The organism is Streptomyces sp. NPDC039609 (assembly GCF_055596705.1).
This window is the reverse complement of the sequence record NZ_JBVIUJ010000011.1, coordinates 247,430-268,800: the sequence shown is the minus strand read 5'-3', so window position 1 is coordinate 268,800 and position 21,371 is coordinate 247,430. Positions and strand designations below refer to the sequence as shown.

21 protein-coding genes, 1 other RNA gene and 2 pseudogenes are annotated in these 21,371 nt (G+C 71.9%); 12 read left to right on the top strand and 12 right to left on the bottom strand.

Annotated features, from left to right (window positions below):
- Positions 1 to 42: 42 nt before the first annotated feature.
- Positions 43 to 447, top strand: an RNA gene (gene rnpB / locus ACZ561_RS30400) — RNase P RNA component class A.
- 145 nt (positions 448 to 592) lie between these two features.
- Here the strand turns inward: rnpB and ACZ561_RS30395 are convergent.
- The gene (locus tag ACZ561_RS30395) at positions 593 to 907 is read right to left on the bottom strand and encodes a MazG-like family protein (RefSeq protein WP_471000970.1); all 315 of its coding nucleotides are present in this window, start codon (positions 905 to 907) and stop codon (positions 593 to 595) included.
- Between the two features lie 77 nt (positions 908 to 984).
- On the opposite strand from ACZ561_RS30395, the gene ACZ561_RS30390 reads away from it, so the two are divergent.
- Positions 985 to 1,965, top strand: coding sequence for a hypothetical protein (locus ACZ561_RS30390; protein ID WP_471000967.1), 981 nt, complete (start codon positions 985 to 987; stop codon positions 1,963 to 1,965).
- Between the two features lie 63 nt (positions 1,966 to 2,028).
- A complete protein-coding gene (locus ACZ561_RS30385; protein ID WP_384516932.1) occupies positions 2,029 to 2,352 on the top strand; it encodes a nuclear transport factor 2 family protein in 324 nt (107 codons plus the stop codon).
- A gap of 75 nt (positions 2,353 to 2,427) precedes the next feature.
- On the opposite strand, the gene ACZ561_RS30380 is transcribed toward ACZ561_RS30385, so the two are convergent.
- Complete coding sequence (locus tag ACZ561_RS30380; protein WP_471000963.1) at positions 2,428 to 3,183, bottom strand: SDR family oxidoreductase; 756 nt, start codon at positions 3,181 to 3,183, stop codon at positions 2,428 to 2,430.
- A gap of 135 nt (positions 3,184 to 3,318) precedes the next feature.
- On the opposite strand from ACZ561_RS30380, the gene ACZ561_RS30375 reads away from it, so the two are divergent.
- A complete protein-coding gene (locus tag ACZ561_RS30375) occupies positions 3,319 to 4,950 on the top strand; it encodes an alkaline phosphatase D family protein (protein WP_471000960.1) in 1,632 nt (543 codons plus the stop codon).
- Here the strand turns inward: ACZ561_RS30375 and ACZ561_RS30370 are convergent.
- The gene (locus ACZ561_RS30370; RefSeq protein WP_471000957.1) at positions 4,937 to 5,947 is read right to left on the bottom strand and encodes a Gfo/Idh/MocA family protein; all 1,011 of its coding nucleotides are present in this window, start codon (positions 5,945 to 5,947) and stop codon (positions 4,937 to 4,939) included. The two genes, ACZ561_RS30375 and ACZ561_RS30370, sit on opposite strands and share 14 nt — an antisense overlap.
- A 76-nt stretch (positions 5,948 to 6,023) precedes the next feature.
- Between ACZ561_RS30370 and ACZ561_RS30365 the strand changes: the two genes are divergently transcribed.
- Entirely contained in the window at positions 6,024 to 7,295 is a 1,272-nt protein-coding gene (locus ACZ561_RS30365; protein ID WP_471000955.1) for a Bcr/CflA family multidrug efflux MFS transporter, read from the top strand.
- A 466-nt stretch (positions 7,296 to 7,761) separates the two neighbouring features.
- Complete coding sequence (locus ACZ561_RS30360) at positions 7,762 to 8,745, top strand: small ribosomal subunit Rsm22 family protein (RefSeq protein WP_471000951.1); 984 nt, start codon at positions 7,762 to 7,764, stop codon at positions 8,743 to 8,745.
- 156 nt (positions 8,746 to 8,901) lie between these two features.
- On the opposite strand, the gene ddaH is transcribed toward ACZ561_RS30360, so the two are convergent.
- Positions 8,902 to 9,726 (bottom strand): dimethylargininase, encoded by an 825-nt coding sequence (gene ddaH, locus ACZ561_RS30355; RefSeq protein ID WP_471000948.1) that lies wholly within the window; start codon positions 9,724 to 9,726, stop codon positions 8,902 to 8,904.
- Between the two features lie 145 nt (positions 9,727 to 9,871).
- On the opposite strand from ddaH, the gene ACZ561_RS30350 reads away from it, so the two are divergent.
- Together ACZ561_RS30350 and ACZ561_RS30345 are read left to right on the top strand one after the other, a co-directional pair.
- A complete protein-coding gene (locus tag ACZ561_RS30350; RefSeq protein WP_471000945.1) occupies positions 9,872 to 10,510 on the top strand; it encodes a TetR/AcrR family transcriptional regulator in 639 nt (212 codons plus the stop codon).
- Positions 10,511 to 10,623: 113 nt separating this feature from the next.
- Complete coding sequence (locus ACZ561_RS30345) at positions 10,624 to 11,394, top strand: bifunctional DNA primase/polymerase (RefSeq protein ID WP_329121201.1); 771 nt, start codon at positions 10,624 to 10,626, stop codon at positions 11,392 to 11,394.
- Between the two features lie 119 nt (positions 11,395 to 11,513).
- Here the strand turns inward: ACZ561_RS30345 and ACZ561_RS30340 are convergent, their stop codons facing one another.
- The 6 genes and pseudogenes from ACZ561_RS30340 to ACZ561_RS30315 form a co-directional block, all read right to left on the bottom strand.
- A complete protein-coding gene (locus tag ACZ561_RS30340) occupies positions 11,514 to 12,455 on the bottom strand; it encodes an SCO2278 family lipoprotein (RefSeq protein ID WP_471001021.1) in 942 nt (313 codons plus the stop codon).
- The gene (gene efeU, locus ACZ561_RS30335) at positions 12,379 to 13,347 is read right to left on the bottom strand and encodes an iron uptake transporter permease EfeU (protein WP_471000942.1); all 969 of its coding nucleotides are present in this window, start codon (positions 13,345 to 13,347) and stop codon (positions 12,379 to 12,381) included. Before efeU ends, ACZ561_RS30340 begins: the two co-directional genes overlap by 77 nt.
- A gap of 25 nt (positions 13,348 to 13,372) precedes the next feature.
- A complete protein-coding gene (gene efeB / locus ACZ561_RS30330; RefSeq protein ID WP_471000939.1) occupies positions 13,373 to 14,656 on the bottom strand; it encodes an iron uptake transporter deferrochelatase/peroxidase subunit in 1,284 nt (427 codons plus the stop codon).
- A 12-nt stretch (positions 14,657 to 14,668) separates the two neighbouring features.
- Positions 14,669 to 15,826, bottom strand: coding sequence for an iron uptake system protein EfeO (gene efeO / locus ACZ561_RS30325; protein WP_471000936.1), 1,158 nt, complete (start codon positions 15,824 to 15,826; stop codon positions 14,669 to 14,671).
- 164 nt (positions 15,827 to 15,990) lie between these two features.
- A pseudogene (locus tag ACZ561_RS30320) lies at positions 15,991 to 16,855 on the bottom strand (heme ABC transporter ATP-binding protein).
- Positions 16,852 to 17,085, bottom strand: a pseudogene (locus tag ACZ561_RS30315) (iron chelate uptake ABC transporter family permease subunit); the annotation flags it as partial. The pseudogenes ACZ561_RS30315 and ACZ561_RS30320, both read right to left, overlap by 4 nt.
- A gap of 41 nt (positions 17,086 to 17,126) precedes the next feature.
- On the opposite strand from ACZ561_RS30315, the gene ACZ561_RS30310 reads away from it, so the two are divergent.
- The 3 genes from ACZ561_RS30310 to ACZ561_RS30300 all read left to right on the top strand — a co-directional run bounded on the left by ACZ561_RS30310 (position 17,127) and on the right by ACZ561_RS30300 (position 19,278).
- Positions 17,127 to 17,666, top strand: a complete 540-nt coding sequence (locus ACZ561_RS30310) for an HtaA domain-containing protein (protein WP_471001018.1) — start codon at positions 17,127 to 17,129, stop codon at positions 17,664 to 17,666.
- 84 nt (positions 17,667 to 17,750) lie between these two features.
- Positions 17,751 to 18,614 carry a hypothetical protein gene (locus tag ACZ561_RS30305; protein ID WP_471000934.1) on the top strand — a complete coding sequence of 288 codons (864 nt, stop codon included), beginning with the start codon at positions 17,751 to 17,753 and terminating at the stop codon, positions 18,612 to 18,614.
- Complete coding sequence (locus ACZ561_RS30300) at positions 18,592 to 19,278, top strand: PhzF family phenazine biosynthesis protein (protein ID WP_471000931.1); 687 nt, start codon at positions 18,592 to 18,594, stop codon at positions 19,276 to 19,278. The genes ACZ561_RS30305 and ACZ561_RS30300 overlap by 23 nt, the downstream gene beginning before the upstream one ends.
- A gap of 162 nt (positions 19,279 to 19,440) precedes the next feature.
- Here ACZ561_RS30300 and ACZ561_RS30295 read toward each other — a convergent pair whose 3' ends face one another.
- Positions 19,441 to 20,091, bottom strand: coding sequence for a biliverdin-producing heme oxygenase (locus ACZ561_RS30295; protein ID WP_471000928.1), 651 nt, complete (start codon positions 20,089 to 20,091; stop codon positions 19,441 to 19,443).
- A 114-nt stretch (positions 20,092 to 20,205) separates the two neighbouring features.
- Entirely contained in the window at positions 20,206 to 21,063 is an 858-nt protein-coding gene (gene map, locus ACZ561_RS30290; RefSeq protein ID WP_376440295.1) for a type I methionyl aminopeptidase, read from the bottom strand.
- 58 nt (positions 21,064 to 21,121) lie between these two features.
- Between map and ACZ561_RS30285 the strand changes: the two genes are divergently transcribed.
- A complete protein-coding gene (locus ACZ561_RS30285; RefSeq protein ID WP_376440293.1) occupies positions 21,122 to 21,352 on the top strand; it encodes a hypothetical protein in 231 nt (76 codons plus the stop codon).
- The last annotated feature ends 19 nt before the right edge of the window (positions 21,353 to 21,371 follow it).

The following is a 21,371-nucleotide window of genomic DNA, read 5'->3' as shown; positions in this document are numbered from 1 at the left end:
AAGCGCGCCCGGCACGGCGGGTAGCATGGTCGGCACGGCAGACGAGCCGGGCGGGCGGCCGCGTGGGGATCCTCGGATCCTCCCGAGGAACGTCCGGGCTCCACAGGGCAGGGTGGTGGCTAACGGCCACCCGGGGTGACCCGCGGGACAGTGCCACAGAAAACAGACCGCCGGGGACCTCGGTCCTCGGTAAGGGTGAAACGGTGGTGTAAGAGACCACCAGCGCCTGAGGTGACTCAGGCGGCTAGGTAAACCCCACCCGGAGCAAGGTCAAGAGGGGCCGCCTGGAGACAGGCGACTCTGCGCGAACGCTTGAGGGCTGCCCGCCCGAGTTCGCGGGTAGACCGCACGAGACCGGCGGCAACGCCGGTCCTAGATGGATGGCCGTCACCCCGACGACCGCGAGGTCCCGGGGTACAGAACCCGGCGTACAGCCCGACTCGTCTGCCTCAACCCGTCCGACCCGGCTGAACTCCCGGGCCAGGCGGGTTTCGCGTTTCCCCGTGCCTTCGGCGTCACTCGTCGGTGCACCTCGCGGACCGGCCGGTCCTACGGAACCGTCCCAGGAGTCCTGACGGCCCGTCCCCTGACGTCACTTCTCCAACGACCGTTCCGCCACCCGCCGGACGTGCCCCGCGAACACCTCCTCCGCGTCCGGGGTCAGCGTGCGCAGTGCCACCATCGCCGTGATGATCACGTCGCACAGTTCGGACTCGACGTCCTGCCAGGTGTGCGACGTGCCCTTGCGCGGGTTCTGGCCCGTCGCGCCGATCACGGCCTGCGCCACTTCGCCGACCTCCTCCGAGAGCTTCAGGACGCGCAGCAGGACGTCCTGTTCGGGCGGGAGGGTGTGGTGTGCGGCGATCCACGAGGCGAGCCGCTCGATGGTGTTCCACGGGTCGGTCATGGGGGAGAAGAATGCCAGCTCGACGCGGTCGGTAGGGTGCGCGGACGATATTCCGGCGTGGGCGGCTGCAAGCCGCCGTGAGTGAGTTCGAGACCGCCGTGCGGGCACAGGACGGCGCTGCCGCCGAGCGGGCCTTCGGAGGGCTGCATCGGGCCTTCGGGCGGGCCGGGGATGCGGAGCTGGAGCTGCCGGAGGCCGGGCCCCGGCTCGCGGCGTTCCTCGCCGAGGTGCCCCCGGGTCCGCGCGCCGTGACCGCGGTGATGGTCGGGGCCTGTGTCGAGCGCGGCGCCGACGCGGTCGCCTGCGCTCCCGCCGTGTTCGCGGGGGCGCGTGAGGCGTTCGAGGCCGCCGAGGTGTTCTGCGAGCGGTGGGCGGCCACCGGCGGCGGCGACCTGCCGGGCCACGAGGACCTGACGGAGGCCCATGTCGAGCGGGTCGGCTTCGACGCCGTCGTCGGCTGGGAGTCGCTTCCGCAGTGGGAGATGGCCTGCGTTGCGATGCTCAACGTGAACGCCGTACGGCGCGGGGCCGACGGCAAGCAGGAGCTGCGCGCGGTCGTGGAGCGCGTGCAGGAGGCGTCGGGGGAGCCGTTCAAGTGCCTCGCCTACGCCCTGGCCGTGCTGGACGACGAGCCGCTCCTGGTCCTCGACCGGAAGTCCGGTGCCGGCTTCGCCGTACGCGTCTCCGGGATCGGCGACAACTTCCAGCTGCACACCCTCCTCGCCGACGCGCTGATCGGGGGCGGGCACCTGCCCGGTACGGCGCCGTCCCCACAGGCCGTCGCCATGTGCCGGGACCAGCCCGGGATGAGCCCGACCACCGGCTCCTTCAATCTCGTCGGCGCCGACGGCGAGTGGATCTGGAACGAGGGCAACCCCTCCGAGATCCCGGTCGTCGACGGCGTACGGCTCGTGGTCCTCGACCCGTCGCCGTACGAGCGGAGCTGGTCGGCCGGCCGGTTCTTCCCCGGGATGACCGGTGAGCTCGTCCTGGAACGCGTCCTGCCCGAGGCCGAGGCCGCGTCCCTGCTCCTCCAGGTGGCCGAGTCCGTGCGCTGAGGTGCGCCACATGTGCGGCCCGGGTCCGTCGGGAACCGGGCGGTCCGGTGTACCGGTAGGCCCATGACCATCCCTGTGGACAAGATCGGCGACCCCGCCGTGCGCGCCTTCGTCAGCGCGCTCAACGCCAATGACCCCGAGGCCTTCCAGGCAGCCCTCACCCCGGGCGCCACCATGTCGGACGACGGGTCCGACCGTGATCTCCAGGAGTGGACCGAGAAGGAGATCTTCTCCTCTCGCGGCCATATGGAGATCGAGTCCGCCAAGGACGACGGGCGGTCCCTCGTCGCCCGCTACCGCAACGACACCTGGGGCGAGATGCGGACCGCCTGGCGGTTCGTCGTCAAGGACGGAAAGGTCGCCCGCTTCGAGACCGGCCAGGCCTAGGGGGGTGTCCTGCCGATCCGGCCTGATCGGCAGGACACCCCCTGGAGCGCCGGGTAGGGGGTGGTGTCCCGCCCCCTACCCCCGGCCGATGTACGGCATCGCCGTCGCCATCACCGTCGCGAACTGCACGTTCGCCTCCAACGGCAGCCCCGCCATGTGCACCACCGTCGCCGCCACGTCCGCCGCGTCCATGACCGGCTCCACCGCCAGCTCCCCGTTGGCCTGCAGAATGCCCGTCTGCATCCGCGCCGTCATCTCCGTCGCCGCGTTCCCGATGTCGATCTGACCGCAGGCGATCCGGTACGGGCGCCCGTCCAGGGACAGCGACTTCGTCAGCCCCGTCATCGCGTGCTTCGTCGCCGTGTACGCGATCGAGTTCGGGCGCGGTACATGTGCCGAGATCGAGCCGTTGTTGATGATCCGGCCGCCCTGCGGGGACTGCTCCTTCATCGCCCGGTAGGCCGCCTGGGCGCACAGGAAGGCGCCCGTCAGGTTCACGTCGACCACCGAGCGCCAGGTCTCGTGGTCCAGGTCCTCGACCGGGACGCCGCCGCCCGCGAACGTACCCGCGTTGTTGAAGAGCAGGTCGACCCGGCCGAACCGGTCCCGTACCGCCTCGAAGAGGGCGGTCACCGCCTCCGGTGAGATCACGTCCGTCGGCACGCACAGGACGTCGGACGAGGAGACGGACGCCGCCGTCTCCTCCAGGGGCTCCCGCCGACGGCCCGCCAGCGCCACCGACCAGCCCGCCTCGGCCAGGGCCCGTGCCACGCCGCGGCCGATGCCCGAACCCGCTCCCGTCACCACTGCGATGCGCGACTCAGTACTCATGGGCGCGCAGCGTACGGCAGACGCGTGCCCCATGAACTCATCCGTCCGACACGTGGATGTTCTGTGCCCGACAACGTGACGTCGTCCCGCCCCACTCGAATACCGGACGGACAACATCCGCCTGGGGAGGGGTACATGACACACATCCAGCAGCACGACGGCGAACTACGGGCCGCCGCCCGCCACTTCGGCCGACGTCGCTTCCTCACCGTCACCGGGGCCGCCGCCGCGCTCGCCTTCGCGGTCAACCTGCCGGCCGCCGGCGCCGCGAGCGCCGCCGAACTGAACCCCGCTCATATCACCGAGAACCCGTTCACCCTGGGGGTGGCATCCGGCGACCCCCAGCCCGGCTCCGTCGTCCTGTGGACCCGGCTCGCGCCCCGCCCCTTCGAGACCGACGGCGGACTGCCCCGCTCCCGCGTCGCGGTCCGCTGGGAGCTCGCCCACGACGAGCGCTTCACCCGGACCGTCCGGCGCGGCAAGGTCACCGCACACCCCGAGTTCCAGTACAGCGTCCATGTCGAGATCGACCACCTCGACCCGGATCGCATCTACTTCTACCGGTTCCGCGTCGGCGACTGGATCAGCCCGGCCGGCCGCACCCGCACCGCGCCCGCCGCCGGCGCCCGGATATCCGAGCTCACCCTCGCCGCCGTCTCCTGCCAGGCGTACCACGACGGCTACTTCACCGCGTACGGACATCTCGCCCAGGAGGACGTCGACGTCGTCTTCCACCTCGGCGACTACCTCTACGAGTACGCCGTCAACGCCACCGGCGGCGCCCGCGCCTACACGGACCGGCGCCTGCCCGCCGTCTTCAACCGGGAGACGATCACCCTGGAGGACTACCGGCTGCGGTACGCCCTCTACAAGTCCGACCCCGACCTGCAGGCCGCGCACGCCGCACACCCCTTCGTCGTCACCTGGGACGACCACGAGACCGAGAACAACTACGCGGGCGAGATCCCCGAGAACGACGTCCCGCCGGAGGAGTTCCTGCTCCGCCGCGCCGCCGCCTACCGTGCCTACTGGGAGAACCAGCCGCTCCGCAGGCCCCAGCGGCCCGAGGGCCCCGACATGCGGCTCTACCGCCGCCTCCGCTTCGGCCGGCTGGCGCAGTTCGACATCCTCGACACCCGCCAGTACCGCTCCGACCAGGCGTACGGCGACGGCTGGCAGGTCCCCGGGCCCGAGTCCGAGGACCCGAGCCGCACCATGACCGGCGCCACGCAGGAGCGCTGGCTGCTCGACGGCTGGCGCGACTCGCGCGCCCTGTGGAACGTCCTCCCGCAGCAGGTCGTCTTCGCCGAGCGGCGCAATGTGCCCACCGCCGACTTCAAGCTGTCCATGGACTCCTGGGACGGCTATCCGGCCTCCCGGCAGCGCCTCCTGGACGGCGCGGCGGCGGCCGGGGTCGAGAACCTGATGGTGCTCACCGGTGATGTCCACGTCGGCTACGGCCTCGACATCAAGGCCGACCACCGCGACCCCACGTCCCGGACCCTCGGCACCGAGATCGTCGCCACCTCCATCGCCAGCGGCAAGGACGGCGCCGACCGGCCCGCCAACTACGACGCCCTCACCCGGGCCAACCCGCACATGAAGTTCTACAACGGGCGGCGCGGCTATGTGACGGTCGCGCTCGGCCGGGACAGCGCCCGCGCCGACTTCCGTACGGTCTCGGCCGTGACGACCCCGGGCGCCCCGGTCGCCACGGCCGGCTCCTACGTCACGGAGGCGGGCAACCCGGGGCTCAAGCCCGCGTGACCGACAGCTCGGACGGATAGCGGACGCCGACGCGGTCCCGTACCGCGTCGAGCGTCCGCATCACGGCGAGCGAACCCTCCAGCGGCACGAGGGGGGACTCGGTCTCGCCCGCGCGCAGACACCGCATGACCTCCGCCGCCTCATGGCGGAGCGAGTGCGGATCGTCCTCGTTCACGAACTCCTCCGGCTCCCGGCCGGCGCGGTGCAGCGTGAACCGGTCCAGGAAGAAGAAGCCCCGCGGAATGTCGATCCGGCCCGCCGACCCCGTCACCGACGCGGTCAGCGGGGTGTCCGCCACGAGCGAGCAGGACAGCAGCGCCGAGGCGCCGGAGTTCCAGCCCAGCAGCATCCCCGTGTTCAGGTCGACGCCTTCGGGCGAGAGGAGGGCGTGCGCCTGCACCGAGTCGGGCTCGCCGAGCAGCAGCTGCGCGAACGAGACGGGGTACACCCCGAGGTCCAGGAGCGCCCCGCCGCCCACCGCCGGGTCCCGCAGCCGGTGGTCCGCGGCGAACGGGCCCGCGAGTCCGAAGTCCGCCTGTACGGTCCTCACCTCACCGATCGCCCCGTCCGCGATCAGCTCCCGGATACGCCGGATCAGGGGGTTGCAGTACATCCACATGGCCTCCATCAGGAAGAGGCCACGGTCCCGGGCGAGGGCGACCAGCTCCTCCGCCTCGCCCGCGTTGAGGGTGAAGGCCTTCTCGCAGAGGACCGCCTTGCCCGCCTCCAGGGCGAGCCCGGCTGCCGCGCGGTGAGCGTGGTGCGGGGTCGCCACGTACACCACGTCCACGTCGGGGTCGGAGGCGAGCGCGGCCCACTCCCCGTACGCCCGCGGTATCCCGAACCGGTCGGCGAAGGCCTTCGCCGACGCCTCCGTACGGGAGGCGACGGCCACGACCTCCGCGCCCTCCGTCGTCAGCAGATCGGTGGTGAACCGGGCGGCGATCCCGCCGGTCGCCAGCACACCCCATCGCACGGTCTTCCCGGACGTTCCCATGCCCCACCCCAAAAGGTCTCGACCACCCCGGACGAACTGAGAGCATAGGGAAAGTTTCAACGAAATGGAGCAGTCGATGCCGGAGAGCGGCCGGACCCGCACGAAGGATCACATAGTCGAAGGGTCGGTCATCGCGGCCCGGCGCGCGGGGCTGCTCGTCACGCTGGTCCTCGGTGGACTCACGGCCCTGCCCCCGCTCTCCATGGACATGTACCTGCCGGCCCTGCCGGAGGTCACGGAGTCACTGCGCTCGCCGGCCGCGACCGTCCAGCTGACCCTCACCGCCTGCCTCGCCGGCATGGCACTCGGTCAGCTCGTCGTCGGCCCCATGAGCGACAAGTGGGGGCGCCGCCGTCCGCTGCTCATCGGCATGATCGTGTACGTCGCCGCCACCGCGGTCTGTGCGCTCGCGCCCTCCGCCGAACTCCTCATCGCCTTCCGGCTGCTCCAGGGCCTGGCGGGCGCTGCCGGCATCGTCATCGCCCGGGCCGTCGTCCGCGACCTGTACGACGGCGTCGACATGGCGCGGTTCTTCTCGACCCTGATGCTGATCTCAGGCGTCGCCCCGATCATCGCCCCGCTCATCGGCGGCCAGATCCTGCGGATCACCGACTGGCGCGGCGTCTTCTACGTCCTCACCGTCATCGGCGTCCTGCTCACCGTGGTGGTGTGGAGGTTCCTCGCCGAGACTCTGCCGCCCGAGCGGCGGCACGCGGGCGGGGTGGGCGAGGCGCTGCGGACGATGCGCGGGCTGCTCGCGGACCGGGTCTTCACGGGTTACATGCTGGCCGGCGGGCTCGCCTTCGCCGCGCTCTTCGCGTACATCTCGGCGTCCCCGTTCGTCGTCCAGGAGATCTACGGCGCCTCCCCGCAGACCTTCAGCCTCCTCTTCGGCCTCAACTCCATCGGGCTCGTGGCCGTCGGCCAGATCAACGGCAAGCTGCTCGTCGGACGCGTCAGCCTGGACAAGGCGCTGGGCTGGGGGCTGAGCGTGATCGTGCTCGCCTCGGTCGCGCTGGTGCTCATGACGAGCGGCCTGTTCGGGAAGGTGGGTCTCGCCCCGATCGCCGCCGGTCTCTTCGTCCTGATGTCGGCGATGGGTCTGGCCCTGCCGAACACCAACGCGCAGGCGCTGATGCGAACCCCGCACGCGGCGGGCTCCGCGTCGGCGCTGCTCGGCACCTCGTCCTTCCTGATCGGCGCGATCGCGTCGCCACTGGTGGGCATCGCGGGGGAGGCGACGGCGGTCCCGATGGCGGTGGTGCAACTGGTCTGCGCGATCGCGTCGCTCGGCTGCTTCCTCGCACTGTGCCGCCCATGGCGCAAGGCGCCGTCGCAGGAGGCCTGACCGGTCCGGCGCGGGGGCGATGCCACGGGTCGGCGGGGGCCGTGCGGCCCACGGTCGGTTCCGGTTCGTCGGCGGTCGTGTCCGGTCTGACGGGGTCCGGTCCCGACCGGTGCGAGGGCGGGGCCACGCGTCGGCCGGCACCGGCCCGGCCCTGGCCGTCCCGTGGCCGTGTCCTGCCCACGGGGTCGGTGCCCCACGCGAGGTCGCGTCCCGGCCCGCCCATGACCGGTCCCGAGTCCAGCCGTGGTGGTGTTCCGGCACAGACGGCCGGTCCTGGGCCGCGGAGACGGTGGTGGTCCCGGGCCGCCGTCCCACGGGGCCGCGTCCCAGCCCACGCGGTCCGTACGGGGCCACCCGGGGCTGGGGCCCACTGCATTCGGTTCGTTCCGGCCCAGCCCCCGTGGCCCGGCTGCCGGACCCGCGGGCGGGTGCCCGGGGGTATGGTTCGGCCGCCTAAAATGTGGAGGTGAACGCCTCCCCCTCCCTCGCCTCCGGTGACACGTTGCGCGTCGCCCTCGCCGGGCTTCTTGACGGGCTGCCGCCGCGCCAGGCGGCCCAGGCCGTCGACCGGCTGATCGCCAACTACCGGGGGACCACCCCGACCGACGCCCCCGTGCTGCGCGACCGATCCGACGTCGCCGCGTACGCCGCGTACCGGATGCCGGCGACCTTCGAGGCGGTACGGGCGGCGCTCGACGCGCTGCGGGACGCGGCGCCCGCGTGGGAGCCGGCGACGCACACCGACATCGGCGGCGGCACGGGCGCGGCGAGCTGGGCGGTCGCCGAGGCGTGGCACAGCCCCCCGAGCACGACGGTCCTGGACTGGGCGGAGCCGGCGCTCGCGCTCGGCCGGGAGCTGGCGGCCGGCGTGTTCGAGGCGGAGTGGCGCAGGGCCCGCATCAGCGGCGCGCTCAAGCTCGACGAGACGGATCTCGTCACGGTCTCGTACGTCCTGAAGGAGCTCACCGAGGCCGACCGCCGCGCGGTCGTCACCGAGGCCGCGCGGGCGGCGCAGGCCGTCGTGATCGTCGAGCCCGGCACCCCCGACGGCTACGAGCGGATCATCGCGGCCCGCACGCTCCTCGTGGAGGCGGGGCTCACCGTGGCCGCGCCGTGCCCGCACAGCGGGGCCTGCCCGATCGATCCGGGCGCGGACTGGTGCCACTTCGCCGCGCGGGTGAGCAGGTCGTCCCTGCACCGGCAGGTGAAGGGCGGCTCGCTGCCGTACGAGGACGAGAAGTTCAGCTACGTCGCGGCGACCAGGTTCCCCGTGACGCCGACGGTGTCCCGGGTGACCCGCAAGCCCCAGATCCGCAAGGGCCAGGTCCTGCTGGAGCTCTGCGGGGCGGAGGAGACGGGCCTGACGCGTGAGACGGTCACCAAGCGCCACGGCACCCTCTACAAGGCCGCGAGGGACGTGGAGTGGGGCGACGCCTGGCCCCCGGAGTAGAGCAGCCGGGGACGACCGGCGGGGTCCCGCGACGCCCGGTCCCCGGAGTAGAGCAGCCGGGGACGACCGGCGGGGTCCCGCGACGCCCGGTCCCCGGAGTCGCCGAGTGGGGCGACGCCCCGCCCCGAGCCAGGGCCGGGCATCGCCCCCGCGGTGTCAGGAGCGCAGCTCCTGCGTGCAGCACTTCACGCTGCCGCCGCCCTTGAGGAGTTCCGACAGGTCCATCCCCAGCGGCTCGAAGCCCCGCTCACGCAGCGGGGCGAAGAGCCCCACCGCCGCCTGCGGCAGCAGGACGTGGCGGCCGTCGCTCACCGCGTTCAGACCCAGCGCCGCCGCGTCGGTCTCGGTCGCCAGCAGGGCGTCGGGGAAGAGCCGGGCCAGGACCGCCCGGCTGCCGGCGGAGAAGGCGTCGGGGTAGTACATGACCTCGTCGCCCTCCGAGTCCAGGACGCACAGCGCCGTGTCCAGGTGGTAGTAGCGCGGGTCCACCAGCTCCAGGCCGATGACCGGGCGCCCGAAGAACTCCTGTGCCTCGTGGTGCGCGAGTGGGCTGGAGCGGAAGCCGCGGCCGGCCAGGATCCACGACGCGGTCACCGCGAAGTCGCCCTCGCCCTCGTTCACGTGCTCCGGTACCCACACCTCCGGGTAACCGTTCCTGCTGAACCAGTCCCGATGCGCCGCCGCCTCGTCCGTACGTTCCGGATAGGCGAACTTCGCGCCCAGCACCCGCCCGTCCACCACGGTCGCGCCGTTCGCGGCGAAGACCATGTCCGGCAGGCCGGGATCCGGGTCCAGGAGCTCGACGGTGTGGCCGAGCGAGACGTAGCGGGCCTGCAGGTCCTCCCACTGTGCGAGGGCGAGCGGCAGGTCGACCGGTTTCGTGGGGTCCATCCAGGGGTTGATGGAGTACGTCACCTTGAAGTGCGTGGGTGGGCACATCAGATAACGGCGGGGCGAGGCCTCGCGCGGAGTCAGGCGCAATGAGGGCTCCTCACGGACGAAGTGAGATGGTCGGACGGAGCCCATGGTCCGCCTTCCGTCGCCTCAGCGCAGTGGACCGTTCGGGTGGTTCGACTGAACATCACGTAGCGAGACGCGGCGTCTCGCCTGCTGCTAGATTGGACGCATGTCCGACACCAAGGCCCCCGACGCCTCCCGCCGCAGCGAACGCTCCCGCCGCGCCATCTTCGACGCCGCCCTCGCCCTCGTCTCCGAGGCCGGCTACACCAAGACCACCATCGAGGGCATCGCCGCCCGCGCCGGTGTCGGCAAGCAGACCATCTACCGCTGGTGGCCCTCCAAGGCCGCCGTCCTGTTGGACGCCTTCCTTGACCTCGCCGCCCAGGCCAACGAGGCAGCTCGGCGGGACGACGCCCACGGCGGGGAAGGGGAGAGTGAGATCCCCGACACCGGCGACCTCGCCGCCGACCTGAAGTACGTGCTCCGCGCCACCGTCGACGAGCTGAACAACCCCACGTACGACGCCCCCTCCCGCGCCCTCGCCGCCGAGGGCATCGTCAACGCCGAACTCGGCGCCCAGTTCGTGGAGCGACTCCTGGAACCTCAGCTCCAGCACTACGTACGCCGCATCGAGGCCGCCCAGGCCGCCGGGGACATCGACCCCGCCGTCGACCCCCGCATCGCCCTCGAACTCCTCGTCGGCCCCCTGAACCACCGCTGGCTGCACCGCACGCTGCCGCTCACCCACGCCTACGCCGACACCCTCGTCGACTACGCGCTGCGCGGGCTCGCGCCCAGGGCGTAACCACGGTACGTACCCCGGTTGGGGACTCCGGTCACCTGAAGCAGCGGAAGATGCGACGATGGGCAGAGCCGAACGGGCGAGCACAACGGGCTAGCGCAGGTGTGAGGGGATAGATGGGCGACGGTATCGGCCGCTACCGCGGCACGGAGAGCAAACTCGCGCAGTGGCTGCGCAGGCGTCCCAAGCGCACAGCGGCGGACGACGAGAACCACCGTGTGAAGCTGCTCCTGGACGCCGCTGCCGCAGGCCTGCCCCTCGCCCCCGCCGCGTACCCCGTCGGGTACCGCTGTTCCTGTGAACGCATCGGCTGTCCGACCCCGGCCCGGCACCCCGTCTCCTTCGCCTGGCAGACCCAGTCGACCACCGACCGCGCCCAGATCGAGCGCTGGGCACTGGGCGAGCCCGAGGCGAACTTCATCACCGCCACCGGCATGGTCCACGACGTCCTCGACGTCCCCCTGGAGGCCGGCCGCGCCGCCCTGGAGCGACTGCTCGCCCAGGGCATCGACGTCGGGCCCGTCGCCGAATCCGCCGAGAGCGCCGGCGACGGCGGCCGGATGCTCTTCTTCACCGCCACCCGCGGCACCCCCGAGGACGAGGACGAGTGGTGGCCCTGCGAGCTGGACTGCCATCCCGAGACCATGGACGAGCATCCGGGGCTGCGCTGGCACTGCCGCGGCAGCTACGTCCTCGTACCGCCGGCCCGACTCATCGGTGACGAGGACGAGCAGCCGGCTCTCGCCTGGGTCCGCGGCCCCGAGCACGCCCTGCCCGACCCGCTGAACCTGCTGGAGACCCTCACCGATGCCTGCGCCCGGCACGCCGCCGAGCAGGGTGAGCAGCACACCGGGCACGAGGTGGCCTGGCCGCTCGGCCGCCGCTGAGGAACGGCGGCCCGCGGGGGAGTACGAAGCGGAAGGCGGGATCCTTGCGTTGACGAACCCGGGCCGGGGGCCATGGGCCCGGGCACACGGCCACCAGGAGTGGGGTGGCGGAACCGGCGCTACGAGCCCTTCGCCCCCGTCACGCCCTGCAGCCGGCCCGCGATCGTGACCCCGTCCTGCTCCGTGCCCGTCGGCTTCACGAGGACGGCCTGGCTCGACACCCACTCCTTGGTGACCGTGTTCTTCACCTCGCCGGTCAGCAGGGGCTTCACATCGGGCGTGACCTTCGGCCGGTAGCCCTGCGCCGCCGTCTGTCGCTCGAAGTAGCGCGTCGCGAAGAAGACCAGCGCCCCGCCGTCCTCGGTCGCGAGGCCCAGCGGCGCGAAGTCCCCGGCGTCGGTGACCTGGTCGATGTACTGCGTCGCCATGCCGACCCTCTTTGCGGCCTTCTGCCGCGCGTCACGCCACTCGGTGGTGTGCGGCCCCGCCGCGAACTGGCCCTGCTCCCCGCCGCCGAGGAGCGAGACATAGTTCCGGCCCAGGTCCTTGGGCGCCACCGCGAGTTCGGCGGAGTCCGCGTCGACCGGCACCGCGAACCCGCCGTCCGTCTTGAACGCCGGGATCTCGTCCGGCGTCAGGATCGCCAGATACGCGGCCTCCCACAGCTGCTCGGAGCCGTTGCGCACGAAGACCAGGAGCCAGCGGTTGTCGCCGCTGCCCTGGTCGGTGTCCCGGTTGGAGTCGGTGTCCACGACGAACCAGCGCGGCCAGCCCGCCTTCTTCGGCAGCACGAACTTCGCGTCCGTCAGCTCCAGCGGGCGGTGGTTGGGGTTGCCGTTGGGACTGGTGATCGAACGGGACTTCAGACCCGCCTGGTTGATCGCCCCGAGCGGCCCGGTGACCCGGCCGGCGTCCAGCGCGGGGTCGTACGCCTTGTCCGCCTTGTTGTAGGCGTCGGTGAAGTCCTTGAGGGCCTGCTCGGCCTCACTCTTCGTCGCCGCCGGGAGCAGTTCCAGCTCGCCGTGCACCGTCACGCAACCGCTCGCCGTCAGCGCCAGCACGGTCGCCGCCGTCGTCGCCACGAGTGCCCTCGACGGTCGCCTCAGCCTTCTCATCGATCGCCTTCTGCTTCTTCACCGGGACGGACGGACCCGACCCTACCGGGGCCAGGAACAGCGCGAGCGTCGGGATCAGATAGAGCGCCCACACCGTGACCTGAAGAACCGTCGGATCGGGCTGGAAGTTGAAGACTCCCTTCAGGAGCGTCCCGTACCAACTGTCCGGCGGAATCGTCGCCGAGACGTCGAACGCCTTGTTCGCGAGCCCGTCCAGGAAGCGCGCCTCCTGGAGGTCGTGCACGCCGTACGCGAGGACACCGGCCGCCACGACGACCAGCATCCCGCCCGTCCAGGTGAAGAACCTCGCCAGGTTGATCCTCAGCGCGCCGCGGTAGAACAGCCAGGCCAGCAGCACGGCCGTCGCGATGCCGAGCAGCACCCCGATCAGGGGCGCGGACGTGCCGTCGGACGAGGCCCGCACCGACGCCCAGACGAACAGCGCCGTCTCCAGGCCCTCGCGGCCGACCGCCAGGAAGGCGGTGGTGACCAGCGCGCCCGTGCCCATCCGCAGCGCCGCGTCCAGCCTGCCGTGCAGCTCCGCTCTCAGATGCCGGGCGGTGCGCCGCATCCAGAAGACCATCCAGGTCACTAGGACGACGGCGAGGATGGAGAGCGAGCCGCCGAGCAGCTCCTGCGCCTCGAAGGTCAGCTCCTGCGAGCCGAACTCGAGGCCGGCACCGAAGGCCAGCGCGATACCGACCGCGACCCCGATGCCGATCCAGATCGGCCTCAGGGCCTCACGGTGGTCCGTCTTCACCAGGTACGCGATGAGGATGCAGACGACCAGGCCGGCCTCCAGGCCCTCGCGCAGGCCGATCAGATAGTTGCCGAACACGGCGTCTCCTTGTCTCCGTCCGCGGCTACGAGAACAGTGCCCGGCCCCACCAGTCGTCCCTGTCGCGGACGCCCGGCGGGACGGCGAACAGGGCCGAACCCACGTGCTGGATGTACTCGTTGAGGACGTCCGCGCGGGCCAGCGAGGTCTGCACCGGGACGAAGCCGGTACGGACGTCCCGCTGGTACGCGAGGAAGAACAGGCCCGCCTCCAGACGGCCGAGGCCGTCCGTGCCGTCCGTGAAGGAGTAACCGCGGCGCAGGATCGTCGCCCCGTTGTTGGAGTCCGGGTGCGCGAGCCGGACGTGCGCCTCCGGCTTCATCGCCTTCAGGAACGGCTCGTCGTGCTCCTTGGCCTTGCCGACGGGCGCGCCCTCGCGCTTGTCGCGGCCGAAGATGTCCTCCTGCTCCTGGAGCGGAGTGCGGTCCCAGGTCTCGACGTTCATCCGGATCCGGCGGGCGACGAGGTACGAACCGCCCGTCATCCAGGCCGTCCGGCCCGGGGCGTCCTTGGCGGGGACCCACACGTGCTTGTCCAGGGCGGCGGTGTCGGTGCCCGCGATGTTGCGGGTGCCGTCCTTGAAACCGAACAGGTTGCGCGGGGTCTGCGCGTCGGGGGTCGTGGAGGACGTCTTGCCGAAGCCCAGCTGCGACCAGCGCACCGCCACCTTGCCGAAGCCGATCCTGGCGAGGTTGCGGATCGCGTGCACCGCGACCTGAGGGTCGTCCGCGCACGCCTGGACGCACAGGTCGCCGCCGCTGCGGGCCGGGTCCAGGTTGTCGCCGGGGAACTTGGGCAGCTCGACCAGCGCGCCGGGCCGCCTGTCCTTCAGCCCGAAGCGTCCGTCGAAGAGGGAGGGGCCGAAGCCGATGGTGAGGGTGAGCCGGGAGGGCTTGAGACCGAGGGCCTCGCCCGTGTCGTCCGGCGGGGCCTCCGGCAGGCCGCCGTAAGCACCCTCGCCGACCTCGTGACCGGCCGTCATGCGCTCGGCGGCCCGCGTCCAGTCCTTGAGAAGCTGGACGAGCTCGGCGCGGTCCTCGGTCCTTACGTCGAAGGCGGCGAAGTGCAGCCGGTCCTGGACGGCGGTGGCGATTCCGGCCTGGTGCGGCCCGTGGAAGGGGACGGCCGCGCCGCTGTCGGCGACGGGCGCGGTGTCGTCCCCGCCACGGGTCAGGGCGACGGCGCCGCTGGCCGCGGCGGCGCCGAGCGCGAGCCCGGCGCCGCCCCAGCCGAGGAGCGTGCGCCGCGGGGTCGCGTCGCTCCCGCGCGGGCCGCTCTCGTCGGCATGGTTCTCGCTGGTGTCGGGCATCTCCGCGTCCTCCTACTTCACAACCGCAGCAGCGAGCTTGGAGAGCGGCTCGGCCAGCGCGTTGACGCCGTCCGACAGCTCCTTGCGCTCGGTCTTGCCGACCTTGTCGTACGAGGTGAAGACGTAGGAGCTCTTGTCCGTGCGGTACTTGTCGAGGAGCGTGTTCAGCGCGGCGAACTGCTTGTCGAGCTCGGCGACAAGCTTCGGGTCGTTCTTCGAGGCGACCGGCTTGAGCAGCTCGAACGACTTCTGGGCGCCCTCGACGTTGGCCTTGAAGTCGACCAGGTCGGTGTGGGAGTAGCGCTCCTCCTCGCCGGTGACCTTGCCGGTGGCGACCTCGTCCAGGAGCTCCTTGGCGCCGTTGGCCATCGAGGTCGGGGTGATGTCGGCCTTGCCGACCCGCTTCACCCAGTCCGCGAGGTCCTTGTCGAGGGTGTCGGCGAGCTGCTTCTCCCGGTCGCCGATCTTCTTGTCCTGCCAGAGCGCCTTCTCCAGGCGGTGCCAGCCGGTCCAGTCCTTCGCCGGGTCCTGCCCCGCCTCCAGGCCGTCCTCGCGGACGTCGACCTTCGGGTCGATGTCGCCGAAGGACTCGGCGACCGGCTCGGTGCGCTCCCAGCCGATGCGGGAGTCGGCGTACGCCTTCTTCGCGGTTTCGACGTCACCGGCGCGTACGGCGTCGGTGAAGACCTTCACCTTGGGCAGCGTCTCGTCGGCCTGTGCCTGCACGTACTGGCGGTAGGCGGCGACGGCGGCGTCCATCTCGGGGGAGCGCTTCGCGGCCGCGACGCCACCGGTGACGGTGACCTTCTGCCGGATGCCGTCACCCTTCATGCCGGGCTTGCAGGCGATCTCGTAGTCACCGGCCTTGACCTCGGCGGTGATGGTGGCCTTCGTGCCGGGGCCGATGTTCTCGCGCTCGGTCACGATCCGGTCGTCCGGGTACAGGACGTAGACCTCGGTGACCTTCGTGCCCTTGTTCTCCACGGCGAGCTCCACATGCCCGGCAGGGAACTCCTTGTCGGACACCTCGCAGGAGTCGTCCTTCGCGACGACCTGGACCGTGCCGTCGGAGGAGTCGGAGGAACCGCTCTTCTGGGTGCAGCCCGTGACGGCGGTCAGAGCCGCCACTGCGGTGGCGGCGGTGACGACGGAGAGACGGACGGCTCGCATAGGGGCTCCAGTGAGGACGGGGACGGGGTGAGGCGGACCTAACTTAACCGAGGCTTACCTCACTCAAACCGGGACGTCCAGTGATTCGGCTCTCACGTTCCGGGCGCGGGAACGACAAGGTCACGGCGGGCTCATCGATGCCCCATGGCAGGGTCAAGTGCGGGTCAAGGGGCCGGGTTTGTCTGTTTCGGCGTTGAGCGGGTGCGGCGCGGGACGACCAGCGGGACGCCGGTCCGTGGATGGGGCAACACCTCCACCGGCTGCCGGTAGACACGGCTCAGCAGCTCCTCGTCGAAGACCTCGGCCGGTGGCCCGTCGGCGGCTATCCGGCCGTCGTGCAGCACCCCGACGCGGTCCGCGTGCGCGGCGGCGAGCCCGAGGTCGTGCAGCACGACCACGACCGCGACCCCGGCGGCGGCGCGCTCGCGGCAGACCCGGAGCACCAGTTCCTGGTGGCGCAGGTCGAGCGCCCGCGGTCGGCTCGTCGAGCAGCAGCAGCGGGGTGCGCTGGGCGAGCACCCGGGCCAGGGCGACCCGGGCGCGCTCACCGCCGGAGAGTGCGGAGAAGGGGCGGTCGGTGAAGGCCTCCACCTCGGTGGCCGCCATGGCCTCCGCGACGGCGGCCTCGTCCTCCTCCTCGTGCCTGGTCCCGGCCCAGGGCGCCCGGCCCATCCGGACCACGTCCGCGACCGGGAAGGGGAAGGCGAGGGCGGCCGCCTGCGGCAGCACGGCCCGGCGCAGGGCCAGTTCGGGCGCCGACCAGTCGGTGGCGGGCCGGCCGCAGATCCGTACCTGTCCGCCGGACGGCGCGAGGTCGGCGGCGAGTGCGGCCAGCAAGGTCGACGTCCCGGCCCCGTTGGGACCGACCGGAGCGAGCACCTCACCGGCCCGTACGACGGCGTCGACCCCGCGGAGCACCTCCCGCCCACCGAGCCCGACATGGAGCTCCCGCGCCTCGGCGACGACCTCGCCGACCAGGGGAGGAGCGGGGAGCTCCCGCGGACGACGGGCGAGGAGACCGCGGATCATGCCCAACCACCTTGCTTACGACGGGTCCTGCGCAGCAGCCAGAAGAAGAACGGGCTGCCGAAGAGGGCGGTCAGGACGCCCAGGGGGAGTTCGGCCGGGGCCGCGACCGTACGGGCCGCCAGATCGCCGGCCGCGAGGACCACCGCGCCGCCGAGCCCGCTGCCCGGGACGAGGAAGCGGTGGCCCGGACCGTTCGCCATCCGCAGCAGGTGCGGGACGAGCAGGCCCACGCTTCAACGGCACCGTCCGCTTCGAGTGCGCAGCCCACACCATCGACTGGACCATCAGCGACGTGAAGGTGAAGGCCAAGGGCTCGACCGGCACGCTCGTCGCGGACGTCGCCACGGCCTCGGGCAGGAAGAACGACGTGGCCTTCGCGGATCTCGACCTGTCGAAGGCCGACTACACGGCGAAGAACGGTGTCGTCACCCTCGCGAACATCCCGGCCAAGCTGACGAAGGACGGCGCGGCCCAGTTCGCGGGCCCCGGCGGCCAGGCCTTCTACCAGCCGGGCACCGCCATCGACCCGGTGACCGTCGCCCTCACCGTGGACAAGGACGCCACCGAGCGCGACCACCGGAGGGACCTCGGGCGGTGGCTCGACCACCGGCGGCTTGTCCACCACCACCGGCGGCGGCACGGTCGGCGGCTCCGGCTCCCTCGCCGCCACGGGCGCGGGCGTCCCGACCGGCACCCTGCTCGGCGCGGCGGGCGCCACGGCCCTCGCGGGCGCGGCTGTCGTCTTCGCCGTCCGCCGCCGCACGACGGAGTCCTGAGCCCCGGCACGACGGCTCCGGAGCCCCGCTCCTGAAAGACCGCCACCCCCCCCACAGGCAGGGCCGCACCCCCGGAAACGGTGGTGCGGCCCTGCCGCGTGCGCGACTAGCGTGCGGGCATGCGACTGTTCCGGGAGAGCCCCTTCGGACCGGGGTACCGCGCGGAGGGTGGGGCCGAACCGCCCGCACTGCGCTGGGAGATGACGGACGGCCGCAGGATGCTGCTCCGCCAGGCGGGACGGCCCGTCCTGCTCGCCCGCGTCGACGAGGACCGGCACGGGATCATGCTCCACCGCCGCCCCGGGTACCGCTCACCCCTGCCGCCGGTACGGGCCGACGAGTCCCGGCTGATGCCAGACTGGCTGCGCCGGTACGCCGATCGGCTGGCAGCCTCCGACGACGGGCCCCTGCACCCGGGGCGTTGGATGGTCGGGACCCGGGATGTGTTCCCGCCGTACGTCTGGGGCGAGGACTTCGTCACGGCGTGGCCGTGCGGACATCTGGACTGGGACAGGAACGGCTGGAACGGCGTCGTCCCGCTGCGGAAGCTGTCGGCCCCGGACGCTCCTCGCGTCAAGGCGTACCGCAAACGGGCCAGGGACGGCACTCTCGCCCCCGTACTGCTGTGGTGGATCACCACCCTCGACGGCTGGCTGCTCCTCGACGGGCACGATCGTGCCGTCGCGGCGCTCGCCGAGGATCGCGCGCCGCAGGCGGTCGTCCTGGCCATGGCGGAGGACGCGGCGACGACGGCCGAGCGGTTCGCGGCACTCCCCGAGCAGGAGGAGGAGCTGCGGACGCGCGCCTTCCGCGGTCCCGATCCGGAGCGGCAGCGCGCGGCTTTCCTACGCGGCCTCAACGACTACGCCGCATCGATCCCGTACGAGGAAGCCCGCACCCGTGCCTGGCCGATTCCCGGTGGACCGGCGGAATGGGACGCCTGGATGCTTGAATTCCGCCATGCACACGACCGTGACGAGTAGCGCCACCGACATCGACGTCCTGCGGGTCTTCTGCGCGGGCGACGGCCGGTACGGCAACGCCCTGGGTGTCGTACGCGACGGGCGCACGTATCCCGACGAGGCTTCCCGGCAGGCGCTCGCCAAGGAGCTCGGATTCAGCGAGACCGTGTTCGTCGACGACCCCGAGCGCGGGGACGTCGACATCTACACGCCCGGGGTGCGGCTGCCGTTCGCCGGTTACCCGCTCGTCGGCGCGGCCTGGCTGCTCGATGTGGAGGTCGTCCGCCCGCCCGCGGGCGAGGTCTGGGTGCGCGGGGACGGGGAGTTCACGTGGATCGAGGCCCGGGCGGAGTGGGCCCCGCCGCGGACCCTCCGGCGGTACGGGTCGGCCGCCGAGGTCGAGGCGTTGGACGTGCCCGAGCCGGGGGAGTGGATTTACGCCTGGGCCTGGGAGGACGAGGCGGCCGGACGGATCCGGGCGCGGGGGTTCCCGGGGCGCGGGGACGGCATCGACGAGGACGAGGCGACCGGCGCGGCCGCCCTGCTGCTCACCGCCGAACTGGGCCGGGCCCTGAACATCACCCAGGGCCGGGGATCGCAGATCCTGACGGCCCCCGGCCCCGACGGCGTGATCGAGCTGGGCGGACGGGTCCGCATCGAGCGGAGCCTCACCCTCCAGCGCTGACGCTCACGCGGTGGCGCCGGTGTTCACGCGCCGAGGCACCCACGCGCCGGCACCCACACGCGCCGAGGCGCCCACGCGCCGGCGCCCACGCGCCGGCACCCACACGCCGAGGTACCCAGAGGCCGAGGCGCCCACGCGTCGGCGCCCACGCGCCGAGGCGGCTCACGCGCTGAGCGGGAACTCGCCTCCCAGCTCCCGGAACACCGCGCCGTTGAAGTCGAACGCGCGCTTGCACTCGTCGATGATCCGCTGCTTCTCCAGATCGTCGGCGTTCACCGCGTCGAGCAGCTCCCGGTAGCCCCGCTTGAAGGCCGCCGGGTTCGTGATCTCGTCGAAGACGTAGAACCGGACCCCGTCGCCCTTGCGCGCGAAGCCCCAGGTGCGCTCGGCCTTGTCGCGGATGATCTGGCCGCCGGAGAGGTCGCCCAGGTAGCGCGTGTAGTGGTGCGCCACATAGCCCGCCGGCCACTCCCGCGCGCACTCCGCCACGCGGGCGGCGTACGCGACGGTCGCGGGCAGGGGCGTGAGCCCTGCCCGCCACTCCGGGCCCCGCAGATGGGCGAGGTCCTGCTCCAGGGCGGTGGTGCGGAACAGCTCCGGCTGTATGAAGGGCCCGGCGACCGGGTCGTTCTTCAGCGCCTCGGCGCCGTCCTCCAGGGCGCGGTACACGAACCAGAGCTGCTCCGTGTACCGCGTGTAGGCGTCCACGGCGAGACGTCCCCCGAGGAGGTCGCTCATGAAGGTCGACGTCTCGGCCTCGGTGTGCTGTTCGTGCGAGGCCGTGCGGATGAGCGTCGAGAAGGGCGTGTCCAAGGCGTGCCTCCGGGACCGATGGGGACGAGAACCTGCTGCGATACTGCTACTTAGGCTTACCTAAGTCAACTGGTTCCCGACGGCCTGTCGGTAAAAAGCTACCCCGCTACGGGCTCAGGGCAACGTGAGGATTTCGGCCCCGGTGTCCGTGACGACGAGCGTGTGCTCGAACTGCGCCGTCCGCTTGCGGTCCTTGGTCACGACCGTCCAGCCGTCGTCCCACATGTCGTACTCGTGCGTGCCGAGCGTCAGCATCGGCTCGATCGTGAACGTCATGCCGGGCTGGATGACCGTGGTGGCGTGCGGGGAGTCGTAGTGCGGGACGATCAGCCCGGAATGGAAGGACGAGTTGATGCCGTGCCCGGTGAAGTCGCGCACGACGCCGTAGCCGAAGCGCTTGGCGTACGACTCGATGACCCGGCCGATGATGTTGATCTGACGGCCCGGCTTGACGGCCTTGATGGCCCGGTCGAGCGACTCGCGGGTGCGCTCCACCAGCAGCCGGGACTCTTCGTCCACATCGCCGCAGAGGTAGGTGGCGTTGTTGTCGCCGTGCACCCCGTTGATGTACGCCGTGACGTCCAGGTTCACGATGTCGCCGTCGTTGAGGACGGTGGAGTCGGGGATGCCGTGGCAGATGACCTCGTTGACCGAGGAGCAGAGCGACTTCGGGAAGCCGCGGTAGCCGAGGGTGGAGGGGTACGCCCCGTGGTCGCACATGAACTCGTGCGCGACCCGGTCCAGCTCGTCCGTGGTGACACCCGGCGCGATGTGCTTGGCGGCCTCCTCCATCGCCTGCGCGGCGATGCGGCCGGCGATCCGCATCCGCTCGACGGTGTCGGAATCCTGCACCTCGGGCCCCGTGTACGGGGTGGGTGCGGGCTTCCCGACGTACTCGGGACGGCGGATGGCTCCCGGAACGGAGCGGTGGGGGGAGATCTCCCCCGGTACGAGCAGCGACTGGCCAGACATGTCAGCGAGTCTAACGACCGCGACTGGGGCAGCATGGCCTCAGAGGAAGGAGCCGACGATGGCCCTGTTCAAGAAGCGCACGGTGGGCAAACCGGGCGAGTGGTACTACTGCCTGCAGCACCGCAAGGTCGAGGAAGGACCGGAGTGCCCGGCCAAGGACCGTTTCGGCCCGTACTCCACCCGCGAGGAGGCGACCCACGCGATGGAGAGTGCGCAGGAGCGCAACCTGGAGTGGGACACCGACCCGAAGTGGCACGACACGCCGAAGCCGACGGAGCCGCCGGACTAGGGCTTGCCGGACGGACCGC

Excerpts from the sequence above, each read along its gene's own strand:
- ACZ561_RS30370 (WP_471000957.1), bottom strand. The coding sequence starts at position 5,947 with ATGGGAACGTCCGGGAAGACCGTGCGATGGGGTGTGCTGGCGACCGGC.
- ACZ561_RS30380 (WP_471000963.1), bottom strand. The coding sequence starts at position 3,183 with ATGAGTACTGAGTCGCGCATCGCAGTGGTGACGGGAGCGGGTTCGGGC.
- ACZ561_RS30375 (WP_471000960.1), top strand. The coding sequence starts at position 3,319 with ATGACACACATCCAGCAGCACGACGGCGAACTACGGGCCGCCGCCCGC.
- ACZ561_RS30395 (WP_471000970.1), bottom strand. The coding sequence starts at position 907 with ATGACCGACCCGTGGAACACCATCGAGCGGCTCGCCTCGTGGATCGCC.
- efeB (WP_471000939.1), bottom strand. The coding sequence starts at position 14,656 with ATGCCCGACACCAGCGAGAACCATGCCGACGAGAGCGGCCCGCGCGGG.
- efeO (WP_471000936.1), bottom strand. The coding sequence starts at position 15,826 with ATGCGAGCCGTCCGTCTCTCCGTCGTCACCGCCGCCACCGCAGTGGCG.
- ACZ561_RS30300 (WP_471000931.1), top strand. The coding sequence starts at position 18,592 with ATGCACACGACCGTGACGAGTAGCGCCACCGACATCGACGTCCTGCGG.
- map (WP_376440295.1), bottom strand. The coding sequence starts at position 21,063 with ATGTCTGGCCAGTCGCTGCTCGTACCGGGGGAGATCTCCCCCCACCGC.
- ACZ561_RS30285 (WP_376440293.1), top strand. The coding sequence starts at position 21,122 with ATGGCCCTGTTCAAGAAGCGCACGGTGGGCAAACCGGGCGAGTGGTAC.
- ACZ561_RS30350 (WP_471000945.1), top strand. The coding sequence starts at position 9,872 with ATGTCCGACACCAAGGCCCCCGACGCCTCCCGCCGCAGCGAACGCTCC.
- ACZ561_RS30305 (WP_471000934.1), top strand. The coding sequence starts at position 17,751 with ATGCGACTGTTCCGGGAGAGCCCCTTCGGACCGGGGTACCGCGCGGAG.
- ACZ561_RS30385 (WP_384516932.1), top strand. The coding sequence starts at position 2,029 with ATGACCATCCCTGTGGACAAGATCGGCGACCCCGCCGTGCGCGCCTTC.
- ACZ561_RS30365 (WP_471000955.1), top strand. The coding sequence starts at position 6,024 with ATGCCGGAGAGCGGCCGGACCCGCACGAAGGATCACATAGTCGAAGGG.
- ACZ561_RS30345 (WP_329121201.1), top strand. The coding sequence starts at position 10,624 with ATGGGCGACGGTATCGGCCGCTACCGCGGCACGGAGAGCAAACTCGCG.